Source organism: Streptomyces sp. T39 (assembly GCF_008042045.1).
Lineage (GTDB): Bacteria > Actinomycetota > Actinomycetes > Streptomycetales > Streptomycetaceae > Streptomyces.
Genome location: NZ_RDBP01000037.1, coordinates 81,750 through 95,529 on the forward strand (window position 1 = coordinate 81,750; position 13,780 = coordinate 95,529).

General features: G+C 73.4%; 9 protein-coding genes and 1 pseudogene. 5 read left to right on the plus strand and 5 right to left on the minus strand.

Annotation, left to right across the window (positions count from 1 at the left end):
- The first annotated feature begins 29 nt into the window (after positions 1-29).
- The 3 genes from pulA to EAO77_RS22840 all read left to right on the plus strand — a co-directional run bounded on the left by pulA (position 30) and on the right by EAO77_RS22840 (position 7,460).
- The gene (pulA, locus tag EAO77_RS22830) at positions 30-5,417 is read left to right on the plus strand and encodes a pullulanase-type alpha-1,6-glucosidase (protein WP_187283370.1); all 5,388 of its coding nucleotides are present in this window, start codon (positions 30-32) and stop codon (positions 5,415-5,417) included.
- Positions 5,418-5,491: 74 nt separating this feature from the next.
- Positions 5,492-5,893 (plus strand): cell division protein SepF, encoded by a 402-nt coding sequence (locus EAO77_RS22835; protein WP_147990172.1) that lies wholly within the window; start codon positions 5,492-5,494, stop codon positions 5,891-5,893.
- Positions 5,894-6,086: 193 nt separating this feature from the next.
- Positions 6,087-7,460: a PepSY-associated TM helix domain-containing protein gene (locus EAO77_RS22840; protein ID WP_147990173.1), complete on the plus strand. Its 1,374-nt coding sequence runs from the start codon at positions 6,087-6,089 to the stop codon at positions 7,458-7,460.
- A gap of 112 nt (positions 7,461-7,572) precedes the next feature.
- Here EAO77_RS22840 and EAO77_RS22845 read toward each other — a convergent pair whose 3' ends face one another.
- The 4 genes from EAO77_RS22845 to glnII all read right to left on the minus strand — a co-directional run bounded on the left by EAO77_RS22845 (position 7,573) and on the right by glnII (position 11,697).
- On the minus strand, positions 7,573-8,151 hold the full coding sequence (locus EAO77_RS22845; RefSeq protein WP_147990174.1) for a winged helix-turn-helix domain-containing protein: 579 nt from the start codon (positions 8,149-8,151) through the stop codon (positions 7,573-7,575).
- Positions 8,152-8,256: 105 nt separating this feature from the next.
- Positions 8,257-8,382 (minus strand): hypothetical protein, encoded by a 126-nt coding sequence (locus EAO77_RS40285; protein ID WP_261994112.1) that lies wholly within the window; start codon positions 8,380-8,382, stop codon positions 8,257-8,259.
- 323 nt (positions 8,383-8,705) lie between these two features.
- Positions 8,706-10,583 carry a hypothetical protein gene (locus EAO77_RS22850; protein WP_147990175.1) on the minus strand — a complete coding sequence of 626 codons (1,878 nt, stop codon included), beginning with the start codon at positions 10,581-10,583 and terminating at the stop codon, positions 8,706-8,708.
- 79 nt (positions 10,584-10,662) lie between these two features.
- Positions 10,663-11,697: a glutamine synthetase gene (gene glnII / locus EAO77_RS22855; RefSeq protein WP_147990176.1), complete on the minus strand. Its 1,035-nt coding sequence runs from the start codon at positions 11,695-11,697 to the stop codon at positions 10,663-10,665.
- A gap of 249 nt (positions 11,698-11,946) precedes the next feature.
- Between glnII and EAO77_RS22860 the strand changes: the two genes are divergently transcribed.
- The gene (locus EAO77_RS22860) at positions 11,947-12,849 is read left to right on the plus strand and encodes a Gfo/Idh/MocA family protein (protein ID WP_147990177.1); all 903 of its coding nucleotides are present in this window, start codon (positions 11,947-11,949) and stop codon (positions 12,847-12,849) included.
- Between the two features lie 178 nt (positions 12,850-13,027).
- Here EAO77_RS22860 and EAO77_RS22865 read toward each other — a convergent pair.
- Positions 13,028-13,414 (minus strand): annotated as a pseudogene (locus EAO77_RS22865) (hypothetical protein); the annotation flags it as partial.
- A 31-nt stretch (positions 13,415-13,445) separates the two neighbouring features.
- Between EAO77_RS22865 and EAO77_RS22870 the strand changes: the two are divergent.
- A complete protein-coding gene (locus EAO77_RS22870) occupies positions 13,446-13,709 on the plus strand; it encodes a hypothetical protein (RefSeq protein ID WP_315986108.1) in 264 nt (87 codons plus the stop codon).
- Positions 13,710-13,780: the final 71 nt, after the last annotated feature.

A 13,780-nucleotide genomic window follows, 5' to 3' on the forward strand; every position in this document is an offset into this window, starting at 1 on the left:
CCGCACCTCACCCTCAGGAGAGAACCGCCTTGACACGCCCTCGTATCCCGCTGCGCTCCGCAGCCGCCGCCGCACTGGCGACGGCGACGGTCGCGGCGCTGGTCTCCGCCCTGCCGGCGGCGGCCGCGCCACCGCCGCCCGCGCCGCCGTCGGACAGATCGCTGGCCGCCGAACCGGCCCGTCACGACCTGACCCGCGAGCAGTTCTACTTCGTCCTGCCGGACCGTTTCGCCAACGGCGACGCGCGCAACGACCGCGGCGGCCTGACCGGCTCCCGTCTCGCCACCGGCTACGACCCGACGGACAAGGGCTTCTACCAGGGCGGCGACCTCAAGGGCCTGACCGAGAAGCTGGACTACATCAAGGGACTCGGCACCACCGCCATCTGGATGGCGCCGATCTTCAAGAACCAGCCCGTGCAGGGCGAGGGCAAGGACGCGTCGGCCGGCTACCACGGCTACTGGATCACCGACTTCACCCAGGTCGACCCGCACTTCGGCACCAACGCCGACCTGGAGCGGCTGATCGACAAGGCCCACGCCAAGGGCATGAAGGTCTTCTTCGACGTCATCACCAATCACACCGCCGACGTCGTCGACTACGAGGAGAAGTCCTACGGCTACCTCTCCAAGGGCGCCTTCCCGTACCTGACGAAGGACGGCGTCCCCTTCGACGACGCCGACTACGCCGACGGCGAGCGGCGCTTCCCCGCGGTCGACCGGGACTCCTTCCCGCGCACCCCCGTCGTGGCCGCGGACAAGAAGGACGTGAAGGTCCCGTCCTGGCTCAACGACCCGACGATGTACCACAACCGGGGCGACTCCACCTTCGCCGGCGAGTCCTCCGAGTACGGCGACTTCGTCGGCCTGGACGACCTGTGGACCGAGCGCCCCGAGGTCGTCGAGGGGATGGAGAGGATCTACCAGCGCTGGGTGCGCGACTTCGGCATCGACGGCTTCCGCATCGACACCGTCAAGCACGTCAACACGGAGTTCTGGACCCAGTGGGCCACCTCGCTCGACGAGTACGCGGCCAAGCGCGGCCGTGACGACTTCTTCATGTTCGGCGAGGTCTACTCGGCCGACCCGGCGATCACCTCGACGTACGTCACCGAGGGCCGGCTCGACGCCACCCTCGACTTCCCCTTCCAGGACGCCGCCCGCGCCTTCGCCTCGCAGGGCGCCGGCGCGGACAAGCTGGCCAACCTCTTCGGCCAGGACTACCGCTACACGACGGACAAGGCCAACGCCTACGAGTCGGTGCCCTTCCTCGGCAACCACGACATGGGCCGCTTCGGCATGTTCCTGAAGCAGGACAACCCGAAGGCCGCCGACGCCGAGTTGCTGAAGCGCTCCATGCTCGCCAACGAGCTGATGTTCCTCACCCGCGGCAACCCCGTCGTCTACTACGGCGACGAGCAGGGCTTCACCGGTCCCGGCGGCGACAAGGACTCCCGGCAGACGCTCTTCGCCTCGCGCACCGCCGACTACCTGGACGACGACCGGATCGGCACCGAGCGCACCCACGCGGAGGACGCCTACGACCCCGCGCACCCGCTGTACCGGCAGATCGCCGCACTCGCGAAGCTCACCCGCGAGCACCCGGCGCTGCGCGACGGCGTCCAGCAGCAGCGGTACGCCGAGGGCTCGGTCTACGCCTTCTCCCGCACCGACGCCCGGGCGAAGGTCGAGTACCTGGTGGCGGTGAACAGCTCCGCCGAGGCGAAGACGGTCGAGATCCCGACCGCGTCGGCCGGCACGGCCTTCTCCGCCGTCCACGGCGGTGACACCCGGGTCACCAGCGGCGGCGACACCAAGGTGAAGGTGACCGTCCCGGCGCTCGGCTCCCTGGTGCTGAAGGCGGCGAAGCCGCTCGGCGCGCCCGCCGCCGAGCCCTCGCTGACCCTGAAGGCCCCCGCGGACGGCGCCACCGGCACCGTCGAGATCTCCGCCGACGTCGACGGCGGGCAGCTCAACCGCGTCGTCTTCGCCGCCCAGACGGGCAACGGCGCGTGGCAGGTCCTCGGCTCCGCCGACCACGCCCCCTACAAGGTCACCCACAAGGTCACCGCCCCCGCCGGCACGGCTCTGCGCTACAAGGCCGTCGTCGTCGACAGCGCCGGCCGCACCGCGAGCGCCACGGCCGCCTCCACCAGCGGCGCGCCCGCCGTCGAGCAGCCGCCGACCGCCACCCAGCGCGACTACGCGATCGTCCACTACAAGCGCACCGACGGCGACTACGACGACTGGGGCCTCTATACATGGGGCGACATCGCCGACGGCGAGGGCACGACCTGGCCGGCGGGCAAGCCGTTCACCGGCCGTGACGCCTACGGTGCCTTCGCCCACGTCAAGCTGAAGCCCGGCGCCTCCTCGGTCGGCTTCATCGCCGTGAACAAGGACGGCGTCAAGGACACCGACGCCGACCGGAGCGTCGATCTGTCCAAGACGGGCGAGGTCTGGATCGAGCAGGGCAAGCCGGAGGTCTCCACCACCGCGCCCGAGGGCGCCTACCCGCCCCAGGACACCTCGAAGGCCGTGCTGCACTACCAGCGCGCCGACGGCGACCACGCGGGCTGGGGCCTGCACACCTGGACCGGCGCGGCCGAGCCCACCGACTGGAGCAAGCCGCTGGAGCCCGTCCGCACGGACTCCTACGGCGCGGTGTACGAGGTGCCGCTGGCCGCCGGGGCGACCTCGCTCAGCTACATCCTGCACAAGGGCGACGAGAAGGACCTCCCCTCCGACCAGTCGCTCGACCTCAAGGCGAACGGCCACGAGGTCTGGCTCCTCGGCGGACAGGAGAAGTACCTGCTGCCGCAGCCCAAGGGCAGCAGCGCCGCCCTCGACCTGACCAAGGCGCAGGCGGTGTGGATCGACGAGAACACCGTCGCCTGGAACGGCAGCGCGGCCGCCGCCTCCAGCGCGCTCCTCTACTCGCGTGACGGTTCCGTCGCGGTGAAGGACGGTGCCCTCACCGGCGACCGCAAGGTGCTGCGCCTGAACGCCGCCGAGCTGACCGCCGCGCAGAAGGCGAAGTTCCCGCACCTGGCCGGATACACCGCATGGTCCGTCGACGCCCGCGACCGGGACCGGGTCCGCGAGGCGCTCCGCGGCCAGGTCGTCGCCGCCCAGTACGCGGCCAACGGGGCGGCGCTCACCGCCACCGGCGTCCAGATCGCCGGCGTCCTCGACGACCTCTACGCGGCGCAGGCGACCAGGGCCGACCTGGGCGCCGTCTTCGACCGCAAGGGCGTGCCCACGCTGAGCCTGTGGGCCCCCACCGCCCAGCAGGTCTCCCTGGAGATCGACGGCCGGAACGTCGCGATGCGCCGGGACGACGCGAGCGGCGTCTGGTCGGTGCGCGGCAGCAAGGGATGGAAGGGCGACACCTACCGCTACCACGTGAAGGTCTGGGCCCCCAGCGTCCGGAAGGTCGTCACCAACAAGGTCACCGACCCCTATTCGCTGGCCCTGACGGCCGACTCCGAGAGGAGCGTCGTCGTCGACCTGACGGACAGGTCCCTCGCCCCGAAGGGCTGGTCCGGCCTGAAGAAGCCCGCCGCCGTACCGCTGCGGGACGCCCAGATCCAGGAGCTGCACATCCGCGACTTCTCGATCGCCGACCCCACCGCCGACGACAAGGGCACCTACCTCGCCTTCGCGGACAAGGACAGCAAGGGCTCGCGGCACCTGCGCGAGCTGGCCCGTGCCGGCACCTCCTACGTCCACCTGCTGCCCGCCTTCGACATCGGCACCATCCCCGAGAAGAAGTCCGACCAGCAGCAGCCCGCGTGCGACCTGCTCGTCCACGCTCCCGACTCCGAGGAGCAGCAGGCGTGCGTCGCGAAGGCCGCGGCGAAGGACGCGTACAACTGGGGGTACGACCCGCTGCACTACACCGTCCCCGAGGGCTCCTACGCCACCGACCCGGACGGCACGAAGCGCACCGTCGAGTTCCGCCGGATGGTCCAGGCGCTCAACGAGGACGGGCTGCGCACCGTCATGGACGTCGTCTACAACCACACCGTCGCCGCCGGTCAGTCGGACAAGTCGGTGCTCGACCGGATCGTCCCCGGCTACTACCAGCGGCTGCTCGCCGACGGCTCCGTCGCCACCTCCACCTGCTGCGCCAACACCGCGCCCGAGAACGCCATGATGGGCAAGCTCGTCGTGGACTCGGTCGTCACCTGGGCCCGCGACTACAAGGTCGACGGCTTCCGGTTCGACCTGATGGGGCACCACCCGAAGGAGAACATCCTCGCCGTCCGCAAGGCGCTCGACGAGCTCACCGTGGCTCGCGACGGCGTCGACGGGAAGAAGATCGTGCTCTACGGCGAGGGCTGGAACTTCGGCGAGATCGCCGACGACGCCCGCTTCGTCCAGGCCACCCAGAAGAACATGGCCGGCACCGGCATCGCGACCTTCTCCGACCGCGCCCGTGACGCCGTGCGCGGCGGCGGCCCGTTCGACGAGGACCCGGGCGTGCAGGGCTTCGCCTCCGGTCTCTTCACCGACCCCAACACCTCGAAGGACAACGGCACCGAAGCCGAGCAGCGGGCCCGGCTGCTCCACTACCAGGACCTGATCAAGGTCGGTCTCTCCGGCAACCTCGCGTCGTACTCGTTCACGGACACCGCGGGCCGCACGGTCAAGGGCTCCGAGGTCGACTACAACGGCGCCCCGGCCGGATACGCCGCGGCCCCCGGTGACGCGCTCGCCTACGCGGACGCCCACGACAACGAGACGCTGTACGACGCGCTCGCCTTCAAGCTCCCCGCCGGCACCTCCGCGGCGGACCGGGCCAGGATGCAGGTGCTCGCCATGGCCACCTCGGCGCTGTCGCAGGGACCCGCGCTCTCCCAGGCGGGCACCGACCTGCTGCGTTCCAAGTCGCTGGACCGCAACTCGTACGACAGCGGCGACTGGTACAACGCCATCCACTGGGACTGCCGCGACGGCAACGGCTTCGGCCGCGGCCTCCCGCCGGCGGCCGACAACCAGCCCAAGTGGGGCTTCGCCAAGCCGCTGCTGACGGCGCCGTCGCTCACCGTGGGCTGCGCGCAGATCGACGGGGCCGCGGCCTCGTACCGCGACCTGCTGCGCATCCGCACCACGGAGAAGGCGTTCTCGCAGGCCACGGCGGAGGACGTGCAGTCCGCGCTGTCCTTCCCGCTGTCGGGCACCGAGGAGACCCCGGGCGTGATCACCATGCGTCTCGGTGACCTGGTGGTCGTCTTCAACGCCACGCCCGAGCAGCAGGCCCAGAAGGTCCCGGCCCTGGCCGGCAGCGGCTACGCCCTCCACCCGGTGCAGCGCTCGGGCTCCGACGCGGTGGTGAAGTCCGCGGCCTACGCGAAGGATTCGGGAACCTTCACCGTCCCGGCCCGGACGGTCGCCGTGTTCGAGCGGAGCTGACCGTTTCGTGATCCCCGTGCCTCTCACCCGTGTCGCTGTTGGGCCGAACGGGTGAGAGGCGCGAGGATGGACCCATGAGCAGGTACGAGAGGTACGACGTCACCGACGAGCAGTGGGAGGGCCTGGCCCAGGTGGTGCCGCTGCGCGGCCGCGACGCATGGCCGTCGCGCGTGGACCACCACACCGTCCCCGAGCGGTACGCGCCCGCCGACAACCGCCGCTTCGTGGTGCTGCGCGTGCAGGTGTTCGCCGACGCGCGCGAGGTCGCCGATCACCTCGTCGACCGGACACCGGTCCTGCTCGACCTCAGCAGCGCCGACACCGATGTGGCCAAGCGCATCCTGGACTTCAGCAGCGGGGTCGTCTTCGGACTCGGCAGCGGCATGCACCGCGTGGACCGCAACGTCTTCCTGCTGACCCCGGCCGGCACGGAGGTGGAGGGGGCCGCGGAGGAGGCGGCCGTGCCCCACGCGTAGGCCCTGTCCCGTGTCCAGGGCGTTGCCCCCTGCGCGGGTCGTAACCCGACCGCAGGCCGTACCCCATTCGTAGGAAGGACGCCGGGCTGTAACGGTTCGGCGTGGATCTTGGTGCGTACGGTCCGGCCATGGATCCCCACCCCTTCCCGGCACCGGGCGCCGTACTTCCCGGCCCCGATCCCGCCCCCTCCTCCTGCGCCTCCACTTCTACGCGGGGCTGCTCGTCGCCCCGCTGCTTCTCGTGGCCGCCGTCAGCGGTCTGCTCTACGCCCTCTCCTTCCAGGCGGAGAAGCTGGTCTACCGCGACGAACTCCGCACCTCCGTCGGCGAACGGGTCCTCCCGCTCGCCGACCAGGTCGCCGCCGCCCGCGCGGCCAACCCCGACGGCACGGTGACCGCGGTCTGGCCCTCGTACGAGGACGGCGCGACGACCCGGGTGCTCATGACCTCCCCCGAGGTCGACGAGGGGCTCTTGCTCGCGGTGTTCGTCGACCCGTACACCGCGCAGGTGCGCGGCGAACTCGCCTCCTACGGCAGCTCCGGCGCGCTCCCCCTGCGCACCTGGCTCTCGCGGCTCCACGTCGACCTGCACCTGGGCGAGACGGGCCGCCACTACAGCGAACTGGCCGCGAGCTGGCTGTGGGTGGTGGCCCTCGGCGGGCTGCTGCTCTGGGTGGGGCGCCGTCGCCGTGCGCGGCGCGATCTGGTCCTGCCCGACCGCACCGCGACCGGACGCCGCCGCACGTTGTCCCGGCACGGGGTGGTCGGGCTGTGGGCCGTGACCGGCCTGGTGCTGATCTCCGCGACCGGCCTCACCTGGTCGCGCTACGCCGGCGAGAACATCGGCGCCCTCCAGGACCGTCTCGGCGGTGCGACCCCCTCCGTCTCGGCCGCCCTGTCACCGGGGGCCGGGGACGGCGGCGGGCACGAAGGGCACGGCGACGGGGACCACGCCGGCCACGGCGCCTCGCACGACGGTGCCGACATCGGCATCGACAACGCGGTGGCCGCCGCACGTGGTCACGGCGTCGACGGCAGGATCGCCGTGACCCTGCCCGCGGAGGGCACCGGCTACGTGGTCAAGGAGACCGACAACCAGTACCCGGTCCACCTCGACTCCGTCGCCGTGGACCCCGCCGACGGCCGGATCGTCGACGAACTCCGCTTCGACGACTACCCGCTGCTCGCCAAGGCGACCCGCCTCGGCATCGACGTCCACATGGGCGTCCTGTTCGGACTGGTGAACCAACTGGCCCTGGCGGCGCTGATGGTGGCCCTGATCCTGCTGGTGGTGTGGGGCTACCGGATGTGGTGGCTGCGCAGGCCGACCAAGGACGCCCGCCTGTCCTTCGGCCGCCCGGTGCCGCGCGGGGCGTGGCGCAGGCTGCCGGTGACCACGCTGCTGCCCGTTGCCGCGGCGGCGGTCCTCGCCGGCTGGTTTGTGCCCCTGCTGGGCATCAGCCTGTTGGTGTTCCTGGCCTTCGACACGGTGCTCGGCGCGCTGTCGAGGACCGGGAAGGCCCCGTCCGGGGAGGCGGGCTCCCCGTCCGGGGCCGACACCGCCTAGGGTCTCCCGCCCGGATCGTTCCGGCCCCGTGCTCCACGGCACCGGAACGATCCGCCCCGGTCCGTGCGCTCCGCACGGCCCGAGGATCCGGACGGCGAGCCCTGGACGCCGGTCACGGCGTGTACTTGTAGCCGACCCGCCGCACGGTCTGGATCGTGCGGCGGTGCTCGGCGCCCAGCTTGCGCCGCAGCCGGGCGACGTGGACGTCGACGGTCCGGCCGTCGCCCACGTGGCCGTAGCCCCACACCGTGGTCACCAGCTGGTCGCGGGTGTGCACCCGGTTCGGGTGGGCGACGAGGTGCGAGAGCAGCTCGAATTCCAGGTACGTGAGGTCGAGCAGCCGCCCGTCGACCTCGGCGGTGCGCTGCACGGAGTCGATCAGCACGGGCCCGTCACCCGCCGGCTGCTGCTGCTCGGTCACCGCACCGAGCAGCGCCTGCTGGTCCGCGGGCACCAGGACGAGGTAGCCGACCATCGGCGGGCGTCCCGGCAGCGAGGGCAGTGCGTGCGGGGGAGCCGGCAGCAGGGTCGCGCCCGGCGGCAGGAAGTCCGTGACGTCCACGACCTCGTCGGGATCGACGGCACGGAGCCGGTGCCTGCCGAGGAGAGGCGGCACGGCCGTGGCGGGGGCGCCGGCCGAGCGGGCGGCGGAGACGGCGGAAACGGTGGAGAGGGTACGGGTGTTCACCATGAGAGGTCAGCTCTTTCGCGCGGAAGGAAGACGGACGAAGACGTACGTACGTCGTGCGCGCCGGCCGAAGACCCGGTCGAGCGGCGGAGAGCCGGTCGAGTGGCTTTAGAGGGCCTGCGCGTTCACCGCGCGGCAACACACCCGGTCGAAATCGTGGTGCTGACGGGAAGGCCAGAACGGCTCGAGGTCGGTGCGCCCCGCCGCCGTGTACTGCTGTTCGGTCCTGACCATGGCTTCATTGAAGCAGACGCCCCGCGTTTGCAGCACACCCGTCCCGCACATCGGGATGTGATCCTCCCTTCACAGTCGGCATTCGGCCACCTGCGCGGCCGGCCCGGCCGTGTTCCCGGCGGGCGCGCGCACCGGTGTCGCTCCTGGCGGGACGGGCGTCACCGGCCGGCCCGGCGGGTGCGCCGGCCGCGCCCCACCGCGTCGAGGACGCACCACGACCGACCGGAAGCCACCGCTTCGCCCCGCCGAGAGCGGGAAGCGCAACACCCCTGCCGCGCCTCCCCGTTCAGGCCGTCCCGGTCCCGCCGCGCCCCGCGTGCCCGTCACCCGGACCGGGCACCCGCCACCGCCTCCGGCGCCGTCGTCACCGACCCCGGCCCCGCCTCCCGTCCCGTGTCCGCCACCGCGAGCAGCCGCCGCGCCACCGCCCTGGCCTCGGTGTCGATGTGCGGTTCGCCGTCCGGGAACAGATGGGTGACCACCCGCCGTTCGGAGTGCGCGAGGCGTTCCACGGCGGGCCTGGCCGGGTCGGGCAGCACGCCCATCGCGAGCAGCACCCGCACCTGTTCCACCTGCGGCTCCCCGAAGCCGCGTGCCCGGCCGAGGGCTCCGGCCACCACGGGGGCCGTGGTGTCCGGGCGGCCGGTGATCCGCCAGAGCGCGGCCGCCGCCCCGGCCGCGGCCGCCCGGGCCCCGGGCCGCCGCTCGGCCCGCGGCGCGATCACCGGCTCGATCAGCGGGACGAGCGGCGCGCCGGCCGCGCCCAGCGCGCCCGCGGCGGCCAGGTCGTCGGTGGCCGGCTCCGCGCCCAGGCGCCCGCGCAGGAGCGCCACCGCGGGCGAGGCGTCCCCGGCGACCCGGGCGAGCGCGAGGGCGGACGCCAGGTCACCGCGCTCCGCCCGGGAGCGCAGTGCCCGGGCGGCCTCGCGTCCCGCCGCCGGCCCCGCCGCGCCGAGCGCCCGGGCGGACGCGGGCAGCAGGGCCACGAGGGCGTCCGCGGACCCGGCCGCGAGCTCGGGGAACGCGCGGAGCACACCGGTCCACCGCGCCCGGGGCGCCGCCGCCACCTGGGCCGCCACCGGCTCCGCCGCGTCCCCCCAGGACTCGACGGCGGCGCGGACGACGGTGGCCGTGGCGATCCGCGTCCCGAAGTCCGCGTCCTCGTAGTCGGGCAGCTCGTCCATGAGCGCCAGGACCCGTTCGAGCGAGCCGGGCAGCCGCAGCCGGACCGCGGCGAGGGCCGCCGCCACCCGCATCCCCGGGTCGGCCGCACCGAGATACGGCTCCAGCCAGGAGGCATCGGCGGTGCCGGGCTCCAGTGCGGGGCCGATCCGCGCGATCGGGAGCAGGTCGTACCGGTGGCCCACCCCGGCCGCCAGCGCGGGCAGCGCGTCCGCCTCGCAGTCGCGCCAGACGTCGGTGAGCCGCTGCGCGATCGGCACACCCAGGGAGACGGCCCGCCGTGCCGCCTCCCGGTCGTCGAGCAGCCGTTGTGCCAGCGGGACGTGGGGACGGGGCCAGACCCCGCCCTCGTCGTCCGCCGCCGCGAACACGGCGGCGGCAGCGTCCACCAGTTCGTCGGGGAACGGCGGCTCCGCCGTGCGCAGCACGTCCGTCACCGCCGCCCTGCGGACCGGAGGTTCGGGCGCGGACAGCAGTGCCGTGTTCCGTGCGGTGCGGGCCGTGTCCGAGACGTCGAGCAGGCCGAGTGCCGTGACGAGGTGCGCCCGCAGTTCCGGATCGCGTTCCCCGTCCAGCCGGGCCCGCAGCAGCGGCAGCAGCGGCACGGCGCGGGGGCCCGTCGCGGTGACCAGCTGGACCATCGCCTCCCGCACGGCGGAGTCGTCGTCGGCCGCGAGGCGCAGCAGCGGGGGCAGCGCGCCGGCCACCGCCCGGCCCACCGCCTCCCGTTCGGGCCCGTGCCCGTCGGCGGCGGCCGCGAGCAGCCACAGACGCCGTACGAGGCCCTCGCCCCCGGCCTCGGCGAGCCGGGCCACGAACGGCACGGCGGCGGCCGTGGCCCCGTACACGTCTCCCTGGTGGCACAGGGACGAGAAGAGATCGTCGCAGGCGGCCTCCCGCTCGTCCGCGTCCGCCGAGAGCGTCGCCCGCAGCATGTCCGGGACGTCGTCCGCCGGTCCGTACGCATGGTCCAGCGCGGCCCAGTCGACGGCGTCGACCCCCTCCAGCGGTTCTGTCATGGCCCCGAGGCTAAGGGCTGCACGGCAGAGGGGGCGCCCGCCTGGTCGGCGGGCGCCCCCTTCACGGAGCGTGCGGTGCTCAGACCTGGCCGGCCTTCTCCAGTGCCGAGCAGCAGGTGTCCACGATCAGACGGGTCACCAGGTACGGGTCGACGTTGGCGTTGGGACGGCGGTCCTCGATGTAGCCCTTGCCGTCCTTCTCGACCTGCCACGGGATGCGCACGGAGGCGCCGCGGTCGGAGACGCCGTAGCTGTACTCGTTCCACGGGGCGGTCTCGTGGAGACCGGTCAGACGGTCGTCGATGCCGGCGCCGTAGTTCTTGACGTGGTCCAGCGGCTTGGAGCCCTCGCCCAGCGACTCGCAGGCGGTGATGATCGCGTCGTAGCCCTCGCGCATCGCCTTGGTGGAGAAGTTGGTGTGCGCGCCGGCGCCGTTCCAGTCGCCCTTGACCGGCTTCGGGTCGAGGGTGGCGGCGACGCCGAAGTCCTCGGCGGTGCGGTAGAGCAGCCAGCGGGCGATCCACAGCTGGTCGGCGACCTCCAGGGGCGCCAGCGGGCCGACCTGGAACTCCCACTGGCCGGGCATGACCTCGGCGTTGATGCCGGAGATGCCCAGGCCCGCCTTCAGGCAGTTGTCCAGGTGCGCCTCGACGACGTCGCGGCCGTGGATCTCGTCGACGCCGACGCCGCAGTAGTAGCCGCCCTGCGGGGCCGGGAAGCCGCCCTGCGGGAAGCCGAGGGGGCGGTCGCCCTCGAAGAAGGTGTACTCCTGCTCGATGCCGAAGATCGGCTCCTGGGAGCCGAACTTCTCCGCTACCTCGACCAGTGCGGCGCGCGTGTTGGAGGAGTGCGGGGTCATGTCGATGTCGAGGACCTCGTTGAGCACGAGGACGTTGTCCCCGCCGCGGATCGGGTCCGGGCAGACGAAGACCGGCTTGAGCACGCGGTCCGAGGCGTGGCCCTCCGCCTGGTTGGTGCTGGACCCGTCGAAGCCCCAGATGGGCAGGTCGGCGAGGGCCGTGGAGGTACCGGCCGCGAGGATCTTCGTCTTGGAGCGAAGCTTGGCGGTCGGCTCGGTGCCGTCGATCCAGATGTACTCAGCCTTGATGCTCACGGGTCTCATCCTTTGCGGGTGCAGCGGTATGCCGCGCAGCTTCGCAATACGCGATTTCCCGGCCGTTGCCCGTTTGTGAACCCCACGTTACGTGCGAAACACACCGGTCCGGGCCGGTGTGTCGGGCGTGCCGCGCGGTGGTCTCCCGCCGGGCCACGAGCCCCCCGCGGCTCCGTCGTATACAGGCGGGGCCCCGGGGAGGGGGGCCGTGCGCCGCCGGGCCGCGCCCCCGCGTGCACACTGGTGCGCATGACCAGACACCTGCGTATCGGCCTCGTCGGGGCCGGGCCCTGGGCGGCCATGACCCACGCGCCCGCGCTCGCCGGACACCCGGACGTCGCTTTCGGCGGAGTGTGGGGCCGGCGGTCCGAGGCCGCGGCCGCGCTCGCCGACGCCCACGGCACCACCGCCTTCACCGGCGAGGACGGACTCGGCGAACTCTTCGCCGCCAGCGACGCCGTCGCCTTCTGCGTCCCGCCGGACGTGCAGGCGCAGCTCGCCGTCCGGGCCGCCGCCGCGGGGTGTCATCTGCTGCTGGACAAGCCGGTGGCCACCACCGTCGCCGACGCACGGGCGACGGCCCGCGCCGCCGAGGAGGCCGGGGTCGCGTCGGTGGTCTTCTGCACCCTGCGGTTCGCCGAGGAGACCGCGGAGTGGGTCGACGCGCAGAGCGCGGTGGGCGGCTGGTTCACGGCCCACGCCCAGTGGCTCGGCTCCCTCTACGCGCCGGGCTCGGACAGCCCGTTCGCCGCCTCCCCGTGGCGGCGCGAGAAGGGCGGCCTGTGGGACGTCGGCCCGCACGCGCTCTCCGCGCTGCTGCCGGTGCTCGGCGACGTCACGTCGGTGACGGCGGCGCGCGGCCCCGAGGACACCACGCATCTGGTCCTGCGGCACGCGACGGGCGCGTCCAGCACGCTGACGCTCGGTCTCGGCGCCCCCGCGAAGGCGGCCGCGGTGGAACTCGTCCTGCGGGGCGAGCACGGCAGGTCCGCCATGCCGGACGGCTGGGGCGACCCGGTCGTCGCCTTCCGCAGAGCGGTGGACGAACTGGCCGCCGCGGCGCGGACCGGACGGCCGCACGCGTGCGACGTGCGGTTCGGGCTGCGGATCACGGAGATCCTCGCGGAGGCGGAGGAGCGGCTGCGCCCCTGACGCCGCCCGCCGCGGGACGACGCCCACGGGACGGTGCCGCCGGGCCGCGCGGGGACTCCGCGCGGCCCGGGCGCTCCGCCCGGGGTGGTGGGGAGGGGGAGCGGGGGCACCGTCCCGCGTACCGGACGCGGCCGGCCCCGGGGACAGTGGACGGGGCCCGGGACCGGCCCGACCGGGGTCAGCCGACGCGCTCGATGCGCGCGTTGCGGATCAGGAACTTGCCCGCCTCGCGGACCTGTTCGAAGGCTGCGTCGTTGAGCAGGGCGCAGCTGCCGGAGACCGAGGTCACCTCCACGGTGGTGGACTTGTCGTTGTCGAGGTTGGTCACCCGCAGCCGGGTGCCGAGCGGGAACTGTCCGCTGGAGGCGGCCGGAGCGCCGCCCTCGCCGGAGAGCGTCACCGTCGACCCGGCGCAGACGACCTCGCCCGCCGCGCCGCCGCCCGCCTGACCGCCGCCGGCTTCCTGGCCGCCGTCCTGCTCGCCGCCGGCTTCCTGGCCGCCGTCCTGCTCGCCGCCGGCTTCCTCGCCGCCCGCCTGCTCGCCGCCGCCCGCTCCGGCGCCCGGCGCCTGTCCGGCCGGGGACAGGAGACCTTACGTGTCACGCAGGAAGACCCTCGGCGTCAGGAAGAAGATCGCCCTCGTCGCCGGTGCCGCGGCACTGGTCGCCGGCACCGCGATCGTCATGACCGGCACCAGCCAGGCATCGGTGGCCTGCGACGGCCTCGCCCAGGCGGTCCGCAACAACGAGAACTTCATCGCCGGTCAACGGGCCGCTCCCGACGCCCAGGATGGTTCCTCGTGCCCTTGTGTACGAGGCTCCGCGGGCCACCGCTCAGCGCACCGGCCGCCACTTCCTTAACGTTCCTTAAGGCGGCGGGGCCGGCGCGCGGGCGCGTGCGCCCTCAGGGCGCCGGCCCCGCCGCCTTAAGG